General features: G+C 72.8%; 21 protein-coding genes and 1 pseudogene. 9 read left to right on the forward strand and 13 right to left on the reverse strand.

Annotation, left to right across the window (positions count from 1 at the left end):
- The 4 genes and pseudogenes from ABZV94_RS04750 to ABZV94_RS04765 all read left to right on the forward strand — a co-directional run.
- Positions 1-620: pseudogene (locus ABZV94_RS04750) on the forward strand (serine/threonine protein kinase); the annotation flags it as partial.
- A gap of 50 nt (positions 621-670) precedes the next feature.
- Positions 671-1,642 (forward strand): LLM class F420-dependent oxidoreductase, encoded by a 972-nt coding sequence (locus tag ABZV94_RS04755; RefSeq protein WP_356337153.1) that lies wholly within the window; start codon positions 671-673, stop codon positions 1,640-1,642.
- 138 nt (positions 1,643-1,780) lie between these two features.
- A complete protein-coding gene (locus tag ABZV94_RS04760; RefSeq protein ID WP_356337155.1) occupies positions 1,781-2,209 on the forward strand; it encodes an SsgA family sporulation/cell division regulator in 429 nt (142 codons plus the stop codon).
- 126 nt (positions 2,210-2,335) lie between these two features.
- Positions 2,336-2,953 carry a DUF2238 domain-containing protein gene (locus ABZV94_RS04765; protein ID WP_356337435.1) on the forward strand — a complete coding sequence of 206 codons (618 nt, stop codon included), beginning with the start codon at positions 2,336-2,338 and terminating at the stop codon, positions 2,951-2,953.
- Between the two features lie 19 nt (positions 2,954-2,972).
- On the opposite strand, the gene ABZV94_RS04770 is transcribed toward ABZV94_RS04765, so the two are convergent.
- The 6 genes from ABZV94_RS04770 to ABZV94_RS04795 all read right to left on the reverse strand — a co-directional run bounded on the left by ABZV94_RS04770 (position 2,973) and on the right by ABZV94_RS04795 (position 8,921).
- Positions 2,973-3,467: a DUF6328 family protein gene (locus ABZV94_RS04770; protein ID WP_356337157.1), complete on the reverse strand. Its 495-nt coding sequence runs from the start codon at positions 3,465-3,467 to the stop codon at positions 2,973-2,975.
- Positions 3,468-3,534: 67 nt separating this feature from the next.
- Complete coding sequence (locus ABZV94_RS04775) at positions 3,535-4,518, reverse strand: aldo/keto reductase (protein WP_356337159.1); 984 nt, start codon at positions 4,516-4,518, stop codon at positions 3,535-3,537.
- 152 nt (positions 4,519-4,670) lie between these two features.
- The gene (locus tag ABZV94_RS04780; RefSeq protein WP_356337161.1) at positions 4,671-5,276 is read right to left on the reverse strand and encodes a TetR family transcriptional regulator; all 606 of its coding nucleotides are present in this window, start codon (positions 5,274-5,276) and stop codon (positions 4,671-4,673) included.
- On the reverse strand, positions 5,273-6,742 hold the full coding sequence (locus tag ABZV94_RS04785; RefSeq protein WP_356337164.1) for an MFS transporter: 1,470 nt from the start codon (positions 6,740-6,742) through the stop codon (positions 5,273-5,275). The genes ABZV94_RS04780 and ABZV94_RS04785 overlap by 4 nt, the downstream gene beginning before the upstream one ends.
- Before the next feature lie 127 nt (positions 6,743-6,869).
- On the reverse strand, positions 6,870-7,691 hold the full coding sequence (locus ABZV94_RS04790; protein ID WP_356337166.1) for a lipase family protein: 822 nt from the start codon (positions 7,689-7,691) through the stop codon (positions 6,870-6,872).
- 27 nt (positions 7,692-7,718) lie between these two features.
- On the reverse strand, positions 7,719-8,921 hold the full coding sequence (locus tag ABZV94_RS04795; protein WP_356337167.1) for an FAD-dependent monooxygenase: 1,203 nt from the start codon (positions 8,919-8,921) through the stop codon (positions 7,719-7,721).
- 332 nt (positions 8,922-9,253) lie between these two features.
- Between ABZV94_RS04795 and ABZV94_RS04800 the strand changes: the two genes are divergently transcribed.
- Positions 9,254-9,631 carry a tyrosinase cofactor gene (locus ABZV94_RS04800; RefSeq protein WP_356337169.1) on the forward strand — a complete coding sequence of 126 codons (378 nt, stop codon included), beginning with the start codon at positions 9,254-9,256 and terminating at the stop codon, positions 9,629-9,631.
- A 35-nt stretch (positions 9,632-9,666) separates the two neighbouring features.
- Complete coding sequence (locus ABZV94_RS04805; RefSeq protein ID WP_356337172.1) at positions 9,667-10,488, forward strand: tyrosinase family protein; 822 nt, start codon at positions 9,667-9,669, stop codon at positions 10,486-10,488.
- Here the strand turns inward: ABZV94_RS04805 and ABZV94_RS04810 are convergent, their stop codons facing one another.
- Together ABZV94_RS04810 and ABZV94_RS04815 are read right to left on the reverse strand one after the other, a co-directional pair.
- The gene (locus ABZV94_RS04810; protein ID WP_356337174.1) at positions 10,489-11,208 is read right to left on the reverse strand and encodes a ribonuclease H; all 720 of its coding nucleotides are present in this window, start codon (positions 11,206-11,208) and stop codon (positions 10,489-10,491) included.
- Between the two features lie 34 nt (positions 11,209-11,242).
- Positions 11,243-12,037, reverse strand: coding sequence for a VOC family protein (locus tag ABZV94_RS04815; RefSeq protein ID WP_356337176.1), 795 nt, complete (start codon positions 12,035-12,037; stop codon positions 11,243-11,245).
- Between the two features lie 127 nt (positions 12,038-12,164).
- Between ABZV94_RS04815 and ABZV94_RS04820 the strand changes: the two genes are divergently transcribed.
- Positions 12,165-13,064: an aminoglycoside phosphotransferase family protein gene (locus ABZV94_RS04820; protein ID WP_356337178.1), complete on the forward strand. Its 900-nt coding sequence runs from the start codon at positions 12,165-12,167 to the stop codon at positions 13,062-13,064.
- 28 nt (positions 13,065-13,092) lie between these two features.
- Here ABZV94_RS04820 and ABZV94_RS04825 read toward each other — a convergent pair whose 3' ends face one another.
- Together ABZV94_RS04825 and ABZV94_RS04830 are read right to left on the reverse strand one after the other, a co-directional pair.
- A complete protein-coding gene (locus ABZV94_RS04825) occupies positions 13,093-13,575 on the reverse strand; it encodes a VOC family protein (protein ID WP_356337180.1) in 483 nt (160 codons plus the stop codon).
- A 255-nt stretch (positions 13,576-13,830) separates the two neighbouring features.
- Positions 13,831-14,229 carry a helix-turn-helix transcriptional regulator gene (locus tag ABZV94_RS04830; protein WP_356337182.1) on the reverse strand — a complete coding sequence of 133 codons (399 nt, stop codon included), beginning with the start codon at positions 14,227-14,229 and terminating at the stop codon, positions 13,831-13,833.
- A gap of 263 nt (positions 14,230-14,492) precedes the next feature.
- On the opposite strand from ABZV94_RS04830, the gene ABZV94_RS04835 reads away from it, so the two are divergent.
- Positions 14,493-15,383: an RNA polymerase sigma factor SigF gene (locus ABZV94_RS04835; protein ID WP_356337437.1), complete on the forward strand. Its 891-nt coding sequence runs from the start codon at positions 14,493-14,495 to the stop codon at positions 15,381-15,383.
- 54 nt (positions 15,384-15,437) lie between these two features.
- Here the strand turns inward: ABZV94_RS04835 and ABZV94_RS04840 are convergent, their stop codons facing one another.
- Together ABZV94_RS04840 and ABZV94_RS04845 are read right to left on the reverse strand one after the other, a co-directional pair.
- Positions 15,438-15,917: an ATP-binding protein gene (locus ABZV94_RS04840; protein ID WP_356337184.1), complete on the reverse strand. Its 480-nt coding sequence runs from the start codon at positions 15,915-15,917 to the stop codon at positions 15,438-15,440.
- A 268-nt stretch (positions 15,918-16,185) separates the two neighbouring features.
- A complete protein-coding gene (locus tag ABZV94_RS04845; protein WP_356337186.1) occupies positions 16,186-16,596 on the reverse strand; it encodes a hypothetical protein in 411 nt (136 codons plus the stop codon).
- 345 nt (positions 16,597-16,941) lie between these two features.
- Here ABZV94_RS04845 and ABZV94_RS04850 point away from each other — a divergent pair, with 345 nt between their 5' ends.
- On the forward strand, positions 16,942-17,325 hold the full coding sequence (locus ABZV94_RS04850; protein ID WP_356337189.1) for a nuclear transport factor 2 family protein: 384 nt from the start codon (positions 16,942-16,944) through the stop codon (positions 17,323-17,325).
- A 108-nt stretch (positions 17,326-17,433) separates the two neighbouring features.
- Here the strand turns inward: ABZV94_RS04850 and mgrA are convergent, their stop codons facing one another.
- Positions 17,434-18,426, reverse strand: a complete 993-nt coding sequence (gene mgrA / locus ABZV94_RS04855) for an L-glyceraldehyde 3-phosphate reductase (protein WP_356337191.1) — start codon at positions 18,424-18,426, stop codon at positions 17,434-17,436.
- Between the last annotated feature and the right edge of the window lie 105 nt (positions 18,427-18,531).

Raw genomic sequence — 18,531 nt, forward strand, 5'->3', positions numbered from 1 at the left:
GACGTCCTCACCTGCCGGTCTGGAGCTTTCTGACCGAGTGGGGTTTTCTGCTCGGCAATCGGAGGTCCTGCCCCGGGGTTTGGCCCTCGGGGGGCGGCGCCACACCCACCTCGGCACCCCCCTCCACGCCCTCCTCGAAGCCGACCGCCGCCCTGCCGGCCGGCTACCGCCGGTACACCGCCCCGGAGGGCTTCTCGGTGGCGCTGCCGGACGGCTGGAAGCGGCTGGCCACCTCCCGGGTGTCCGGCCTGGCCTACCGCGTCACCTTCGGCCGGGGCGGTGACTCGCCCACGCTCGCCGTGACCTACAGCGAGCGCGTCGGCCCCGACCCGGTCGCCGTCTGGCGGGACGACGTCGAGCCCGGGCTGCGGAAGCTGCCCGGTTACGACCGCGTCGGCGCCGTGCGGGCGACCACGTACCAGGGCCGCAGGGCCGCCGACCTGGAGTGGCTGGCGGGCTCCGGGGACACCCGGGTGCACACCTTCGGCCGGGGCTTCCTGCTGGGCGGGACGCGGGGCTTCTCGCTGCGCTTCACCACCCCGGCCGGGACCTGGGACGACGCGGCCAACCGGCTGGCGCTGAAGACGTTCCTGAGGACGTTCCGCCCACCGCAGGAGTGAGCCGGGCCCGTCGGCCGTTTTCCGGGCGCGCACCCGGGGACTCGCTACCTATGGTGCAAATCGGATACACGATGATGACCGAGCAGGCAGGTCCCCGGGACCTGGTGGATCACGTGGTCAAGGCCGAGGAGGCCGGTTTCGACTTCTCGGTGATCTCCGACCACTACTTCCCGTGGCTGCGCTCGCAGGGGCACTCCTCGTACGCGTGGAGCGTGCTGGGCGCCGCCGCCCAGGCCACCTCGCGGATCCCCCTCATGACGTATGTGACCTGCCCCGTCCTGCGCTACCACCCGGCGATCGTGGCGCAGAAGGCGGCGACCGTGCAGCTGCTGTCGGAGGGCAGGTTCCGGCTCGGCCTCGGCGCCGGCGAGAACCTGAACGAACATGTCGTGGGCGGCGGCTGGCCGCCGGTGGATGTCCGCCACGAGATGCTCGAAGAGGCGATGGAGATCATCCGGGCGCTGTTCGAGGGCGGCCACGTCACGCATCACGGGCAGCACTACGACGTCGAGTCCGCCCGGCTCTGGGACCTGCCCGAGCAGGCGCCGCCGATCGGCATCGCCGTCTCCGGCGACCAGTCCTGCAAGCTGGCCGGGCGTCTCGCCGACCTGGTGATCGCCACCGAGCCGAAGGCGGGCCTGCTGGAGGCGTTCGACCGGCACGGCGGCGCCGGCAAGCCCCGGGTCGGCCAGCTGCCGGTGTGCTACGACCCGGACCGGGACACGGCGATCAAGCGCGCCCACTCCCAGTTCCGCTGGTTCGGGCTGGGCTGGAAGGTGAACGCCGAGCTGCCGCACCCGGACTCCTTCGAGGCCGCGACCCAGTTCGTGACCGAGGACGACATCGCCTCCTCCATCCCGTGCGGTGACGACCCGGACGCGTTCGTGGAAGCCGTACGGCCGTACGCGGAGGCGGGGTTCGGGGAGGTGGCCCTGGTCCAGATCGGCGGCGACACGCAGCCCGAGTTCCTGGACTGGTCGGCGAAGACGCTGCTGCCCGCCCTGCGGGAGGCGTTCGCCTGACGCCGTACGGCCGGCCCCGGGGCGCCGCGGCTGCCCGGCCTCGGGGAGCTGCCGCCGGGATTCAGTCACTCGGGTGAGCATTCCGGGCGATGCGGGGGTACTAGAGGGCCCTACGCCGATCGTCCCGGAGGCCCCCGCGTGAAGTCGTTCGTGCACAAGACCCTGGTGGTGCAGCTCCTGGCGCACGGCACCGGCCGGTGTCCGGTGCTGGCCCACTTCAGCTACGACGCCGACGACCCGTTCGCCGTCACCGCCGCCTTCGCCCACGACGGCCGGGTGCTGGCCTGCTGGCGGCTGGACCGCCAGATGCTCGCCGACGGGCTCGCCGGGCCGGTCGGTGAAGGTGACGTCCGGATGCGGCCGGAGGCCACCGGCCTGTGGCACGAGCTGCGCCTGGAATTCCTGGGGGACGCCCGGCCGGACGGCGGCCGGCACCATGCGGTGGTGTTCGCCTGGGCGCCCGCGATCGCCGCGTTCCTGCGCGAGACCCACCAGGTCGTCCCGCCGGGCCGGGAGCGCGTCGCCGTGGACGAGCTGCTGGCGGAGATCCTCTCCGCGGCTGAGTAGCCGTACTCATGCCCGCGGGCCCGGCCGGGCACCACGATGGGGCTCCTACGACCCCCAGGCCGCCCTCAGGCAAGGAGCCCCGCCGTGACCGCAGTGCACCCCGCCCCGCTCCGCGCGCCGCGCCGCGTGCCGCCCGCCCTCTTCGCCGGTGTGGCGGCCGCGGGACTGGCCGTCTCGGCGTGGGGCGCGCGCGACCGCACCACCTGGTTCCTGGAGACGTGCTGGGCGCTGGCCGGGCTGCCCCTGGTGGTGCTGCTCTGGCGGCGCTTCCCGCTGACCGGGCTGCTGTGCGGACTGCTGACCGCGCACGCGCTGGTCCTGGCGGTGGGCGGGCACTACACCTACGCGCAGGTCCCGGTGGGCGACTGGGTGCGTGACACCTTCGGCCTGGAGCGCAACCCGTACGACCGCTTCGGGCACCTGATGCAGGGCTTCGTCCCGGCCGTGCTGGTCCGCGAACTGCTCAGCCGCACCTCGCCGTTGCGCGGCAGCCGCTGGCTGGCGCCGCTCACCGTGTGCGCCTGCCTGGCGTTCAGCGCCTGCTTCGAGCTGCTGGAGTGGCTGGCGGCCGAGATCGGCGGGCACGGCGCGGACGCGTTCCTCGCGACACAGGGCGATGTGTGGGACACCCAGTGGGACATGTTCTGCGCCCTGATCGGCTCGGTGCTGTCCCTGCTGCTGCTCACCCGGCTCCACGACCGGCAGCTGCGGACGCTGGAGGGCGTCGCCCGGGTCCGCGGCTGACGGGTGGATCGGCCCCGTCCTAGTCGCCGGAGCGGGCCGTGTGCTTGCGGCGGGCCCACAGGGGCAGGCCGTACCAGCACACGACGTACCAGGCGACGACGGCCGCCACCAGGTACGGCACATAGCTGTCGTGCGTGGCCACCCGGAGGATCAGCAGCAGGGAGGACGTCATCGTGGCGAGCAGCAGGACCAGGCCGACGAACGTCATCCGGGAGGCCAGCCGTACCGCCTGTGGCTTGACCCGGCGGCCGGCGACCAGGCGGTGCAGGGACACCGGTCCGATGAGGGCACCGGTCGCGCAGGCGCCGAGGACGACGGTCACGATGTAGATCGCCTGGTCGACGGTGGCGAGCTTCCCGTACTTCGGCTGGAAGACGACGGTCAGCAGGAAGCCGAACAGGATCTGCACGCCCGTCTGGGCCACCCGGACCTCCTGGATGAGCTCCCCCCACATCCGGTCGGCCCGCTCTTCCTCGGTCTCGTCGCGCCCCCTGCGCCGTCCTTCCGCCGTCATGCGGTGCGTGTAACCGCCCGGCCGTTCGTTCAAACGGCCGGGGTCGCCTCGCCCGTGGTCCGCGTCCCTACCAGCGGGACTCGACCTGGTCCTTGATCCGGCGTTCGTACAGCTCGCGGATCGCGGTGAACGTCCGCGGCGGCAGCGGCGGCAGCTTGGCCGCGGCGGCGTTGGCGCGGGCCTGCTCGGGGTTGCGGGCGCCCGGGATCACCGTGGTCACGCCGTCCTGCTCGATGATCCAGCGCAGCGCCAGCTGGGCCGGGGTGTACCCCTCCGGGGCGAGCGCGGCGAACTCGGCGGCGGCCTCGACACCCGTGCCGTAGTCGACCCCGGAGAAGGTCTCGCCCTGGTCGAAGGCCTCGCCGTGCCGGTTGAAGGTGCGGTGGTCGTTGGCCGCGAACACCGTGTCCTTCGTGTACTTGCCGGACAGCAGCCCGGAGGCGAGCGGTACGCGCGCGATGATGCCGACGCCGGCCGCGCGGGCGGCGGGCAGCACCTCGTACAGGGGCTTCATGCGGAACGGGTTGAGGATGATCTGCACGCTCGCCACGTTCGGCCGGGCGATGGCGGTGAGCGCCTCGGCGCAGGTCTCCACGCTCACGCCGTAGGCGGCGATCCGCTCCTCCTCGACCAGGGTGTCCAGGGCGTCGAACACCGCGTCCGAGGAGTAGACGGGGGTGGGCGGGCAGTGCAGCTGCACCAGGTCGATGCGGTCGACGCCGAGGTTGCGGCGCGAGCGGTCGTTCCAGGCGCGGAAGTTGTCGAGGACGTAGTTCTCCGGGACCTGTTCGACCCGGCGGCCCATCTTGGTGGCCACCAGCACGTGCAGATCGGGCCGGCCGCGCAGGAACGAGGCGATGGTGGCCTCGCTGCGCCCGTCGCCGTACACGTCTGCCGTGTCGAAGAAGGTCACGCCGGCCTCGGCCGCCGCCTCCAGGACGGACAGCGCCTCCTTGTCGTCCACGTCGCCCCAGTCGGCGCCCAGCTGCCATGTGCCGAGCCCGACCACCGATGCCCACTGACCCGACCTGCCGATGACACGTTCGTCCATGGCGTCAGTCTGTCATCCTGCCCGGAGTGCCGCGCAGGCGGCCGGACGGGTGCCGGTCGCCGCCGGCCCGGCGGTGGCCCGCGCGGAACTCCCCGGGGCCCCCGGCCGGATGGACCCGCGCCGCCGGGTCCGCCGCGACCGGGTCGGCAAGATCACCGTGGAAGGCCGGAACCGGGTGTCAGCTGCGCCTGTACGGCGGGCCCGTAGCGGTCGGCGAGGGCGTCGGCGTCGGTGTCGCGCAGGTGGGGGCCGCGGGCGATGCCGTACATGACGCCGAGGCCGATCAGGGCGGCGACGGCGAGTTCGGCGCGCAGGCCGGCGTCGGGGCCGGTGAGCCGGGCCGCGAGGCGTTCGGTGACCTGGGCGCGGAAGTTGGCCCGCAGGACGTCGCCGTGGTCGCCGTGCAGCGGGGCGAACGCGATGCGCAGCAGCGGGTCGGCGCCCCGCTCCCGCTGGCTGGACACGACGTGCCGGACCATGTGCCGGCCCAGTTCGTCCAGCGGCGCGTCCAGCAGCGCGTCGGCGTCGGTGTCGAAGGACATCACGCGGGCGAACAGGGCGTCCTTGTTGCCGAAGTACTTCAGGACCAGCGGCGGGCTCACCCCGGCGCGCTCGGCGACGGCCTTGAGGGTGATGTCGGCGTGCGCCTGCCGGGCCAGGAGGTGGCGGGCGGCCTTCAGGATGGCGGCCTTGGTGGCCTCGGCGTCCCGGCGTGCGGGGGCGGGCGCCCGACCGGGTGGCGTGGTCATGGTCCTCATGCTCCCTCCATCGCCTCGTCGCGGGCGCCCGGGGTGCCGCTCCGGGTCCGCCGGGTGCCGGGCGCGGGGCCGTCGCCGGGGATGGTCAGGGCCGCCGCGCAGGCCGCGAGCGCGACGGTGCCCGCCATGCCGAAGGCGAGCAGGTAGCCGTGCAGGCTGGGCACGGGGACGCCGCCGAGGGGGCTGCTGTGGTGGACGAGGACGGCGGCGACGGCCGCGCTGGAGACGGCCTGGCCGATGGTCCGCATGAGGACGTTGACGCCGTTGGCGGAGGCGGTCTGGGCGGCCGGAACGGCGCGCAGGATGAGGGTCGGCAGCGCGGAGTAGGCGAGCGTGGTGCCGGTCGCCACCACGGTGGCGCCCAGGATGATCATCCACAGGTCACGGCTGTCGGCGATGCGGAGGGCGTAGCCGCAGGCGATGACGGCGGCACCCAGCGCGAGCGTGATCCGGGGGCCGCGCGCGGCCGAGATGCGGGCCGACAGCGGGGAGAACAGCAGCATCGTGACGCCGCCGGGCAGCAGGCAGAGCCCGGTGGCGACGATGGACAGCCCGAGGCCGTATCCGGTGGCCTTCGGTGCCTGCACGAGCTGGGCGGTGACCAGCGAGTTGGCGTAGAAGGCGAACCCGGTCAGCAGGGCCGCCACGTGGGACAGGCCCACCCTGGGCCGGGCGACCAGCCGCAGGTCGACCAGCGGCCGTGCGGTGCGCAGCTGCTGCCGGCACCACAGGGCGAGGACGACGACCGCGCCGAGGAACAGTCCGAGGACCCGTGCGCTTCCCCAGCCCCAGGTGCCGCCCTGGGAGACGCCCAGCAGCAGGCAGACCAGTCCGGCGGCGAGGCCGAGGGCGCCGAGGACGTCGAATCGGCCGGGTTCCCGCAGCGGCGACTCCCTGACCGCCCACCAGGTCGCCGTGACGCCCGCCGCGCCGAGGACGCTGGTCAGCCAGAACATGGTGTGCCAGTCGGCGTACTGCACGACCAGCGCGGCCAGGGGCAGGCCGAGGGCGGCGCCGATGCCGACGGTGGAACTCATCAGCGCCACCGCCGAGCCCCGCCGCTCCGGCGGGAGTTCGTCGCGCAGGATGCTGATGGACAGCGGGACCACGGAGGCGGCGGCGCCCTGGAGCGCGCGGGCGGTGATGAGGACGCCGATGTCGGAGGAGAGCGCGCACATCACGGAGCCGACGGTCATCAGGGCGAGCGCGCCGGTGAGCACCCGGCGCTTGCCGTACATGTCACCGGCCCGGCCGAGGACGGGGGTGAGGACGGCGCCGGAGAGGAGGGTCGCGGTGACCGTCCAGGAGACGGTCGCGGGGGACGCGCCGGTGAGCCGGGGCAGGTCGGGCAGGAGCGGGACGACCACGGTCTGCATGACCGCCATCAGGATGCCGCCGAAGGCCAGCACCGGGATGGTGAGCCGGTCGCGCAGCCGGGGCTGGGGTATCGGGGCGGGCTGGTCCATCGGCGCTCCTGCGGCGTCACGGTGACGAGGTGAATACGCATTCACCTTATCGAGTGAATGGCTATTCACCAACGTTTGCAGGCCCGAACGGGTGGTGCGCGACGGCCGGATGCGGGAAGGCGGGGGATCAGGCCAGGTTCCGCTCCAGGACCGCGAGGTAGGTGCGCATGCAGTGGTCGCGGATGCCGTCGGAGGCGGGCGCGAACGGGTCCGCGGTCGGGCCCTTGGCCCGGTCTCCCAGCACCGAGAGCATCGGCATCGACTCGTGCAGCCGGCCCTTGGAGTCGAAGTAGCGCAGGGCCCGGACGTGGGTGTAGGCGGGCTCCGGCGGGAGCTGGGCGACGATGTCGTTGTTGTTGACGAAGCGGTACATCCGGCCGCCGAATCCCTCGTGGAACGCGTCGGCCAGCAGCCGGTCGCAGGTGCGGGGCTGGCCGTAGGTGTAGATGCCGTCCACGGACAGGTGCGGCTCCTCCAGGTAGAGGCGGGCGCCGGCCAGCATGGCGAGCGCTCCGCCGAGGCCGTGCCCGGTGAAGTAGACGGCCTGGCCGTCGGTGCGCAGTGCGGTGAGGGTGTCGTGGACCGCCGGGTAGACCGACGCGAGGGCCTCGGCGAAGCCGTGGTGGACGTAGCCGTGGCCGCCGGGGCCGGGCCGGGGCGGGGTGGTGGCGTCGGAGAGCCAGTCCTTGATCAGGTCGGGCTCGGTGCCGCGGAACGCGGTGACGATCATCCGGTCGCTCGCCAGGGTGCAGGCCTGGGTGTCCTGGAGCGGGAAGGGCGGGGTGAACCGGGTGTGGTGGTGCCGCACCTCCCCGAAGCCCCACCGGGCGGCCTGTTCCTCGACGGGAGCCCGGTCCTGGTAGGCCAGGTGGGCGGCGCGGGCCAGCCAGTAGGCGCGCCGGAGGCTGTAGCCGGTGGAGGTGTGGTCGAACGCGACGGGTACGGCCATGGGGCTCCTCGGGTGCGGGAGGGGGGTCTAGTCCCGGCGGGCCGTGGCGCGGGCGTGCAGGGCGCGGGCGGCGCGCGGGCCGAGCCAGCGCTTGAGCCGGCGCAGCGCCTCCAGCTGTCCGGCCGCCTTGTCCAGGCCGTAGTACAGCTGGGGCGGGACGTACGGCAGCAGCGGCGAGTGGCGCTGGCCGAGCAGGGCGAACATCCGGTGCGGGGGCAGGTGGATGTAGCGGGGCAGGTTCTCGTACCACTGCGCGCTGTAGCGGGCCGCGCTCTGCACGGAGAGCAGCTCGGCCTGGCGCCGGTGCTGGTAGGCGGCGAGGGCGTCGGGCAGGGCGGAGTGTGCGCGCAGGGCGCCGGCGAGGCACATGGCGTCCTCCAGGGCGAGGGTGGTGCCGGCGCCGATGGAGTAGTGGGTGGTGTGGGCCGCGTCGCCGAGCAGGACCAGGTTGCCGTCGTGCCAGGTCTCGTTGGTGAGGGTGCGGAAGGTCAGCCAGGAGGCGCCGGAGCGGGCGGTCAGGGGGTGGCCGTCGAGGACACCGGCGAAGAGCTTCTCCAGCAGGGCGAGACCCTGGCCCTCGTCGGCCCGGTCCAGGCCGAGGCCGGTGAAGGTCTCCGGGGAGCACTCGACGACGCAGGTGCTGCGGTCGGCGCTGTAGCCGTAGCCGTAGGCCCAGATCCAGCCGTGCTCGGTCTCGGTGAAGGCGAAGGTGAAGGCGTCGAAGACCTTGCTGGTGCCGAGCCAGATGTAGCGGTTGCGGCCGGAGGTGATCCGGGTGCCGAAGTGGCCGGCCCGGCGGGTGCGCAGGGCGCTGTGCACGCCGTCGGCCGCGACGACGAGGTCGGCGTCGGCGGGCGGGTCGGTGAGTGCGCTCTCGTACTCCAGGCGGACGCCCAGGGCGCGGGCCCGGGCGGCGAGCAGGTCGAGCAGGCGGTGGCGGCCGATGCCGAAGCCCTCGTCGCCGCGGTGCCGGGTGGTCAGGTCCCGTACGTGGGCGACGCCGTCGCTCCAGCGCACGGAGTGCTCCTCGACCGCCCGGGCCGAAGCGGGGTCGTGGGCGCGGAGCTTGTCGAGGAGGCCGCGCCAGTACGTCACGCCCCAGCCGTAGGTGGAGCCCTGCGGGTTGCGTTCGTGGACGGTGATGTCATGGGCGGGGTCCTGCCGTTTGAGCAGGATGGCGAGGTACAGGCCGGCGGGCCCGCCTCCGACACAGACGACCTTCACGCGCATCCCCCTGACAGTCACCGGACGTGGTCGATCGGCATCGGAGGGTAGCAGGGTGCGGGCGGGTCCGATCGCGTCAGTCTGGCGCGGTGAGCCGGGCCACTCGGACGGGCGGCAGCCGGAAAGGATCACCGGGCAGCGGGCGGACCCGGCAAGGAATTCCCCGTTCCGGGGCGGATCGGACCGCCGTCACAGCAAGATCATCTTAGTTCAACCCTGTACGACATGTTGCCAATTGTCCGGATCGCAGCCAACCGGTTCCGACCGATTTCTTACGCTCCCCGGCCTCCCGATAGGCATGCGTCGTCATCCCCGAACCACTCCTCAGGAGGACCCGCATGCCCGACATCACCCGGCGCCGCGCGCTCACCGCGGCAGCCGCCGTCGCCGCCACGGCCTCGGCCGCCACCCTCGCCGCGCCCGCCGCGTCGGCCGCCGGCCACCACGCGCCCGCCACGCCCGATTCCTTCGACGAGGTCTACAAGGGCCGCCGGATACAGGGGCGCCCGGCCGGCGGCGGCGGGCACCACCACGAACACGGCGGCGGCTACGCGGTGTTCGTCGACGGAGTGCGGCTGCACACGATGCGGAACGCCGACGGCAGCTGGATCAGCGTCGTCAGCCACTACGACCCGGTGGCCACCCCGCGCGCCGCCGCCCGTGCCGCGGTGGACGAGCTGCAGGGCGCGCCGCTGCTGCCGTTCCCCGCCAACTGACCGCCCCCGCAAGGACATACGGAGCACCGCGCACCATGACCGTACGCAAGAACCAGGCCACCCTGACCGCCGACGAGAAACGCCGGTTCGTCGCCGCCGTCCTCGAACTCAAGCGGAGCGGGCGCTACGACGACTTCGTCCGCACGCACAGCGCGTTCATCATGGCGGACACCGACAGCGGCGAGCGGACCGGCCACCGCTCCCCCTCGTTCCTGCCCTGGCACCGCAGATTCCTGCTCGACTTCGAGCAGGCGCTGCAGTCCGTGGACTCCTCGGTCGCGCTGCCGTACTGGGACTGGAGCACCGACCGCACGGTGCGGGCCTCCCTGTGGGCGCCGGACTTCCTCGGCGGCACCGGGCGCAGCACCGACGGCCGGGTGATGGACGGCCCGTTCGCCGCGTCCACGGGCAACTGGCCGATCAACGTGCGCGTCGACGGCCGCACCTTCCTGCGCCGCTCGCTCGGCGCGGGCGTGCGGGAGCTGCCGACGCGCGCCGAGGTGGAGTCGGTGCTGTCGCTCGCGGCGTACGACCTGCCGCCGTACAACAGCGCCTCGGACGGCTTCCGCAACCACCTGGAGGGCTGGCGCGGGGTCAACCTGCACAACCGCGTCCACGTGTGGGTCGGCGGGCAGATGGCCACCGGGGTCTCCCCCAACGACCCGGTGTTCTGGCTGCACCACGCCTACGTCGACAAGCTGTGGTCGGAGTGGCAGCGGCGGCACCCGGACGCCGGCTACGCGCCGACGGGCGGCACGCCGGACGTGGTGGACCTGGACGACACGATGAAGCCGTGGAACACCGTGCGCCCGGCGGACCTGCTGGACCACACCCGGTACTACACGTTCGACGCCTGATCAGGCCTCGGCGGTACGGCACTCCGGGTGTCCCCAGCCCTGCGCGTTCTTGGCGATCTTCTCACCGGCCGCGTAGGACCGGCCGCACAGGCAGCGGCCCGGGAACTTCGCCTTGATGGTGCGGGACGACGCGGCGCCGGTGCGCGCGGAAGCGGTGCCGCCGGTGCGGCGGGGCGCCTTCTTGCGCACTGCCCCGGCCCCCGCCGGGGTGTCGGGCGACGGCGGCGGCTCCGGCGAGCCGAGCGCGCTGCCGGCCGCTTCCTGGACGGAGGCCGCCTGGCTGGCGGCGCGGTCGGCGAAGTCGTTCAGCGGGTCGCCGTCGACCTGGTGGGCGGGGACGTAGCGGAACTCGACGGACCGGCCGCCGAGCAGTTCGTCGATGCGGACCACCAGGTCCTGGTTGGCGACGGGCTTGCCGGCGGCGGTCTTCCAGCCGTTGCGCTTCCAGCCGGGCAGCCAGGTGGTGACGGCCTTCATCGCGTACTGGGAGTCCATCCGGATCTCCAGCGGCACGTCCGGGTCCACGGCCGTGAGCAGCCGCTCCAGGGCGGTCAGTTCGGCGACGTTGTTGGTGGCCCGGCCGAGCGGGCCCGCCGCCCAGCGGGCGGGGGTCCGCTCGTCGTCGTCCGAGACCACCCACGCCCATCCGGCCGGCCCGGGGTTCCCCTTCGAAGCCCCGTCGCACGCGGCCACCACACGTTCACGCATGGGCCCGATCATGCCATGACCGTACGGAGCGCCGTTCCGGGACCGGTCAGACCTCCTTGACCTTCGGCATCTCCCCCTCGGTGGTGGTGATGTCGATCACCGAGAAGTTCGCGCCCTGCGGGTCGCTGAGCGCCGCGAACCGGCCGAAGGGACTGCTCATCGGCCCGAAACGGAGGATCCCGCCCAGCTTGACGGCCCGGTCGACGGCCGCGTCGCAGTCGTCGACGGTGAAGTACACGTTGATGTACGACGGCACCTCGGGCGGGAAGTCGTCGGTCATCCGCATCCGGCCGAGGACGGTGTCCTCGCCGACGTCGAACATCCGGAAGTCCACCGCGTCGTCCTCGATCTCCTTCATCCGGTACGGGAAGACCGCGGAGAGGAAGGCGTCCGCCTGCTCCGGCTCCCTGGTGAAGACCTCGGCCCAGCAGTAGGCGCCGGGCGTGGCCACCGCCTCGAAGCCCTCGTGGGTGCCCGCCTGCCAGACGCCGAACACGGCTCCGCTGGGCTCCCGGGCCAGACACATCGTGCCGAACTCACCGACCTGCATCGGCTCCATCAGCACCTCGCCGCCGTTCTCCCGGATCCTCTCCGCGGTGGCCGCGGCGTCCGGCGAGGCGAAGTACAGGCACCACTGCGACTGGCCCTCCTGGCCGGGCATGGGCGGGACGACCGCGGCCACGGCCTTGCCGTCCACGTAGGCCTGGGTGTAGTTGCCGTACTCCGACGACGACTCGCCGAAGGTCCAGCCGAGGACGTCGCCGTAGAAGCGCTTGGCTCCCTCGACGTCACTGAACATCGCATCGGCCCAACAGGGCGTTCCTTCGGGTTGCACGGCCATGCTGGCGGCCCTCCTGAGGTGGTGTGTCCCGTTCGTTCACGCTAGCCATCCGGGGTCCGGCCCGCGCGCCGAGCCGGAGCCGTAAATCGGTCGACAGCGAGGCCCGTGTCCCGCTGTGATGAGCCCGATGAACACGGTCAAGATGCGTGAGGGCGAGGTCGACGTCGACCCGCCGCTGGTCCGCCGGCTGATCGCCCGGCGGTTTCCCGAGTGGGCCGGGCTGCCCGTACGGCGCGTCGACTCCTCCGGCACGGAGAACGTCATGTTCCGCCTGGGCACGGACCTGGTGGTACGGCTCCCCCGGCATCCCGGCGCCGTCGCCGACGTGACGCACGAGCAGCGCTGGCTGCCACGTCTCGGCCCGCTGCTGCCGGTGGCCACGCCGGAACCAGTCGGGCTCGGCACGCCGGACGAGGACTTCCCGTGGCCCTGGTCGGTGTACCGCTGGCTGGCCGGGCGGAACCCGGTCGCCGGTGCCGTCGCGGAGCCGGAGCGGCTCGCCGAGCGGCTCGGGGCGTTCGTCGCCGCGCTGCGCCGGATCGACCCGCACGACGGGCCGCCCGCCTCCCGGGGTCTGCCGCTCGCCACCCGGGACGAGCCGACCCGGGCCGCGCTGGCGCGGCTCACCGCTCTCACCGGCCGGATCGACACCGCGGCCGTGACGGCCCTGTGGGAGGAGGCGCTGCGGGCCCCGGCCCACGGCGGTCCGCCGGCCTGGGCGCACGGGGATCTCTCCCCGGGGAACGTGCTGGTCGACGGGGACCGGCTGAGCGCGGTCATCGACTTCGGCTGCGCCGGCGTCGGCGACCCGGCCGTGGACCTGATCGTGGCCTGGAACCTGCTGCCCGTGTCCGCCCGGGACACCTTCCGCAAGGCCGTCGGCGCCGACGACGCGGAATGGGCGCGCGGGCGGGGCTGGGCGCTGTCCATCTCGCTGATCCAGCTGCCGTACTACTGGCACACCAACCCGGCCCTGGCGGAGAACTCCCGGCACGTGATCGCCGAGATCCTCGCCGAGGCCGGGTGACGGTGACGGCGGCCGGCCGGGCATCCCGCTACTCGCCCGCGTACGCCTTCTCCAGCGCGGCCGCGTCCAGCTTGCCCATCCCCATCATGGCCCTGGTGGCGCGCGCGGCCTTCTCCGGGTCGGGGTCGGCGACCATGTCGAGCAGCGGCGCGTAGACGACCTGCCAGGAGACGCCGTACTTGTCCTTGAGCCAGCCGCAGGGTCCGCCCTCGCCGCCGTTCTCGGTGAGCTTCGTCCAGTAGTGGTCGATCTCCTGCTGGTCGGCGCAGAGGATCTGGAAGGAGATCGCCTCGTTGAAGGTGAACTCGGGGCCGCCGTTGAGCGCGACGAACTTCTGGCCGTTGGCCGTGAACTCCGCGGTCAGCACCGAGCCGGCCGGTCCGGGGCCGCCCTCGGGCCAGCGGACGACGCGGCCGATCTCGGCGTCCTTGAAGACGGACACGTAGTGGTGCGCGGCCTCCTCGGCCCGGCCGTCGAACCAGAGACACGTGACGAATCCGGCGGTGGTCATGAGCGCCTCCTGGGTGGTGGGCGTGGATGCGGAACCCGGCGTGGGAACGCCGTCATGTGTGTCGACCGCTCCCCCACCCGAAACTCATCGGTCCACCCGCCTCCTCACCCGAACGGGTGAGGAGGCCCGCGCCTGACCCGCGCCCGGCACGGTCCTCCGGGGTCACGTCTCCGCAGCCGCCGGAACCCCGGATCCGGCTGCGGCGCGAGGCGGAGCGGACCGTGACCCCGGTGACGACTGCGCCCAGACACCCGGTCAGGCGGCCAGGCAGAGCCCCTGGTGCGAGCGGCTCGGTGCGGGGGCGGGCCGGTGCAGTGCGGTGGTCGGCCGGGTGCGCCGGGTCAGCTCACCGTGCACCCGCGACAGCAGGTCGCCGAGGCCCAGCCCGAGCGCGTGGGCCGCGGCGGCCAGCACCTCGGACGACGCCTCCTTGCGGCCCCTCTCGACCTCCGAGAGGTAGGGCAGCGAGATCCGGGCCGCGTCGGCCACGTCCTTGAGCGTGCGCTCCTGGGCCCGCCGCTCCCGGCGCAGCACCTCGCCGACCAGATCGCGCCACAGTGGTTCGCGGGGGACGGGCTCGCCGTCCGGCGCGTCCGGGCGGACGGGCGCCCGCAGGGGGATCACTCGGGCTTGCTCGCTCAGCGGGTTGCTCATCCCGTCAGCCTAGGAGCGGTACGGTGCGGGACAAGGGCGCCGCGTTCCGCCCTGAGGGAAACCCGTCCGCAGCGGCTGTTTCACGCCACTGCGGCGCGGTGGACGCATGCGCGCCGTCACCGGGGGTACCCGGGCCGTGAGCGGCTCCATGGGAGGAATAACCCGCCGCACATCGGGTACCCGCAGGTGCGCCACCTGTGTCCGTGGCCGACAGGGGCTGCCGTACAGGGAGACGTCGTACCGTGACTTTCGTGGGAGAGGCAATGAACACCGCCGCCGGGATCCGGTCGGAAGCAGAGGTCGCCGAGCAGACCGAGCAGGACAGGACGGGCGAGGGATCACTGCCTGGAATCGCGGACCCCGCGTCCGTCGCCCCGCGGGACGCACGGGAACTGTCCCGCCAGTTCTTCCGCCGGCTGACCGAGCTGGAGGAGGGGACGCACGAGTACCAGTACGCGCGCAACACGCTCATCGAGATGAACATGTCGCTGGTGCGGTTCGCGGCCGGACGTTTCCGGGGCCGCGGCGACGACATGGAGGACATCGTCCAGACCGGCATGATCGGCCTGATCAAGGCCATCGACCGGTTCGAACTGGCACGCGAGGTCGAGTTCACCTCCTTCGCGCTGCCGTACATCGTCGGCGAGATCAAGCGGTTCTTCCGGGACACCACGTGGGCCGTTCATGTGCCGCGCCGGCTCCAGGAGCTGCGGGTGGAGCTGGCCAAGGCGCGTGAGGAGCTGTCCAGCCGGCTGGACCGGGACCCGACGGTCGCCGAGTTGGCCACGCTGATGAACATCTCCGAGAAGGAGGTGGTCGAGGCCCAGATCGCCTCGAACGGCTACAACTCCGCCTCCCTGGACGCGGCCCTCACCGGCGACGGCCCCGAGGACGGCGAGGCCGTGCTCGCCGACTTCATCGGCGTGGAGGAGGAGGGGCTGCGGCTCGTCGAGGACTTCCACGCGCTCGCCCCGCTGATGGCGGAGCTGAGCGAACGCGACCGGCGGATCATCCACATGCGGTTCGTGGAGGAGGCCACCCAGGCGGAGATCGGGGAGCGGCTGGGGTGCTCCCAGATGCACGTCTCCCGGCTGATCAAGCGGATCATCACCCGGCTTCGGCAGGGGATGCTGGGCGAACTCGGCTGCGCCTGACAGCCCGGTCGGGCCGGCGTCCCGGCGTCGGCCCGGCATCCCCCGGCCGGTTCCTCAGTCGGTCCGGGAGGGGCCGTCGCCGTTGTGGCGGAGAGGGAAGACGGCCCGCACGCGTTTGCCCACGGGCACCCGCTCGACGGTGACCTCCGAGGCCAGGGCGTGCACGATCTCCAGCCCGTGCCGGCCGATGCGCTGGGGATCCTTCGGGTAGCGGCGCGGCAGGGCGGTGCTGCTGTCGTACACGGACACCGCGACCGAGGAGTCCGTACCCTCCAGCTCCAGGATGTAGGGGCCGTTGCTGTGCTGGTCGGCGTTGGTGACCAGTTCGCTCACCATCAGCAGCAGCTCGCCGTCGGCCCGGCCGTCGGCGGTGGCGCACCACTCGGTGCGCAGCTGCTGGAGGAACTGGGCCGCGAAGGCGCGGGCCTCGGCGATGCATCCGGGTTCCCCGGTGTAGTGCGCCGCGCGCCGCAGCGGCTCCACGGGTACGTCGAAACCAGTCGGTATCACTGCCCCGTCCAGGTGCTTGGTCATGCTGTCTCTCTCGGAAACCCGGTCCGGCCGGTCGCTGTTGCACCAGTCCTCGTACCCCGAGCCCGGCTCACCAGTCCACCGGATCCGTTCGCCGACCGCGCACAGTGGCGAGGGTCACGGCGCACGCCGGTCACGGGAGGCCGAGAGGGACCGCGGCGACGGCCGGTCGAGCTCTCACGGACGGCGCGAGGAGCCAGGGCGCGTTTGCCCGGCTTGGGGCGATCCGTTCACCCGTTCGCCTCCGCGCGGCCGGCAAGGGGGCGAACGGTCAGCAGACGGGTACGACGAGGGCCGGGACGGTCCGCTGCATGCGCAGCGCGTCGACGGACTCCGCGAGCAGCTCGTACTCGGTCGTGTCGTCGCCGGTCGCGATCCGCACCAGCCTCCCCGCCGCCAACTCGTCGGCTACCAGCTCCTGCTGGGCCGGGTCGCCGCACCAGGCGCGCAGGACCGCCGGGACGTCGGGCACGGTGTCCGCGACGGGGACGAGAGCGCTCGCCGGGAAGTGCCCGGCGTCGGGCCGCGGGTCGAGGCGGTCGGCGATCCAGTTGGCACGGTCGCGCAGCCACCACAGGGCGAGGGCGAGGGTGGGCGCCCGGTAGGTACCCAGGGGCACCCCGATGCGCTGTCCGCCGCAGGTGCCGTACGCGGTGACATGGCACAGGAACTCGTCGTGCATGCGCACTCCCCCGTCGCGTCGTTCGCCTGCCGGCTGGCCTCGCTTTCGGTGCGGCTCGTCCGCGGTGCGGCCGTTGCGGTCCGTGATCGGAACCTCGCTGGAAGTGAAGTCCTCACCATCGAGTATGTTCACTACTGAACCACTGTCACCATGACTTTCCGGCCAGTCTCTTGGCATATTCAGCGCCGGTTCTGGCCGAAAGGAGACGGGCCGTCCCGCCCCGGCCATGACCCCGGAGGTAATCGACCCGGCCCCCGCTCCTCCCGCATGGTGGTCACACCGGATCGGCGAACCCCGGATCCGGGATCCGACCAGCAGAGACGACCTCGATGGAGGAGCTTCGCCATGGCCGTTGACACCAGCCGTCACGAGAACGCCGCCGCCCGCTACTTCGAGGCCTGGAACGCCACCCGGCCGGAAGACATCGAGAAGGCGGTCGCCGCCGCCTGGACCGAGGACGGCGGCTACACCGACCCGCTCGTGGACGTCCGCGGGCACGAGCAGATCGCGGCGGTGATCGCGGCGGTCCACGAGCAGTTCCCGGGCTTCGTGTTCCGCCCGCTCGGCGCGGTCGACGGCCACCACGACACCGCGCGCTTCGGCTGGGAGCTGGTGAACGAGCAGGACGGCTCGGCGCCGGTGGCCGGGTTCGACGTGGTCACGCTGGACGACGAGGGCCGCATCCGGCAGGTGCTCGGCTTCCTGGACCGGGTGCCGGCGGGCGCCTGACGTCACCGCTGCCTCGCCCTCGCGGAGGGCGAGGCAGCGGTGACGGTACGACGGAGGGAGCGCCCGCGGTCGTCGCGGACGCTCCCCCGGACCAGCGGTGCCCCGGTGCTACGGCCGCACGATCGCGTCGATCCGCGCCAGCTCGTCGGCGTCGAAGTCGAGGTTGCCGATGGCCGCGACGCTGTCCTCGATCTGCCGCGGGCTGCTCGCGCCGACCAGGGCGGACGTCACCCGGCCGCCGCGCAGCACCCAGGCGAGGGCGAGCTGCGCCAGGGTCTGGCCGCGGGACTTGGCGATCTCGTCCAGCGCGCGCAGCCGGGCGACCAGGTCCTCGGTGACCGCGTCGGAGTTCAGGAACGGGCTGTCGCTCGCGGCCCGGGAGTCCTCGGGGATGCCGTCGAGGTAGCGGCCGGTGAGCAGGCCCTGCTCCAGCGGGGAGTACACGATGGAGCCGACCTGGAGCTCGTCCAGGGCATCGAGCAGGCCCTCGTCCTCCGGGCGCCGGTCCAGCATCGAGTAACGCGGCTGGTGGATGAGGAGAGGCGTGCCCAGCTCGCCGAGGATGCGCGCGGCCTCGCGGGTCTGCTCGGCGGAGTAGTTGGAGACCCCGACGTAGAGGGCCTTGCCCTGCTGCACCGCCGTGTGCAGGGCGCCCATCGTCTCCTCCAGCGGAGTGTCCGGGTCGAAGCGGTGCGAGTAGAAGACGTCGACGTAGTCCAGGCCCATCCGGGTGAGGCTCTGGTCGAGCGAGGACAGCAGGTACTTGCGCGAACCCCACTCGCCGTACGGGCCGGGCCACATCAGGTAGCCGGCCTTGGTGGAGATCACCAGTTCGTCGCGGTAGCGGGCGAAGTCCGCCTTCAGCGCCTCGCCGAAGGCGGCCTCGGCGGCCCCGGGCGGCGGGCCGTAGTTGTTCGCGAGGTCGAAGTGGGTGACGCCGAGGTCGAAGGCGCGGCGGAGGATGGCCCGCTGGGTCTCCACGGGCCGGTCGGGCCCGAAGTTGTGCCACAGGCCGAGCGACAGGGCGGGGAGCTTCAGGCCGCTGCGTCCGGTGCGCCGGTAGGGCATGTCGGCGTAGCGGTCGGGGTGTGCGGTGTACAACGCGACTCCAGAGGGGTTGGCACACGATCTACCGGTGCCACTCTTCCCCGGGGGGTGGGCAGCGGTCCAACAGGAGAATCCGATGGAATTCAGCGACTAGGCTGC

Origin of the sequence: Streptomyces sp. NPDC004658, assembly GCF_040609555.1 — a bacterium.
GTDB lineage: Bacteria > Actinomycetota > Actinomycetes > Streptomycetales > Streptomycetaceae > Streptomyces.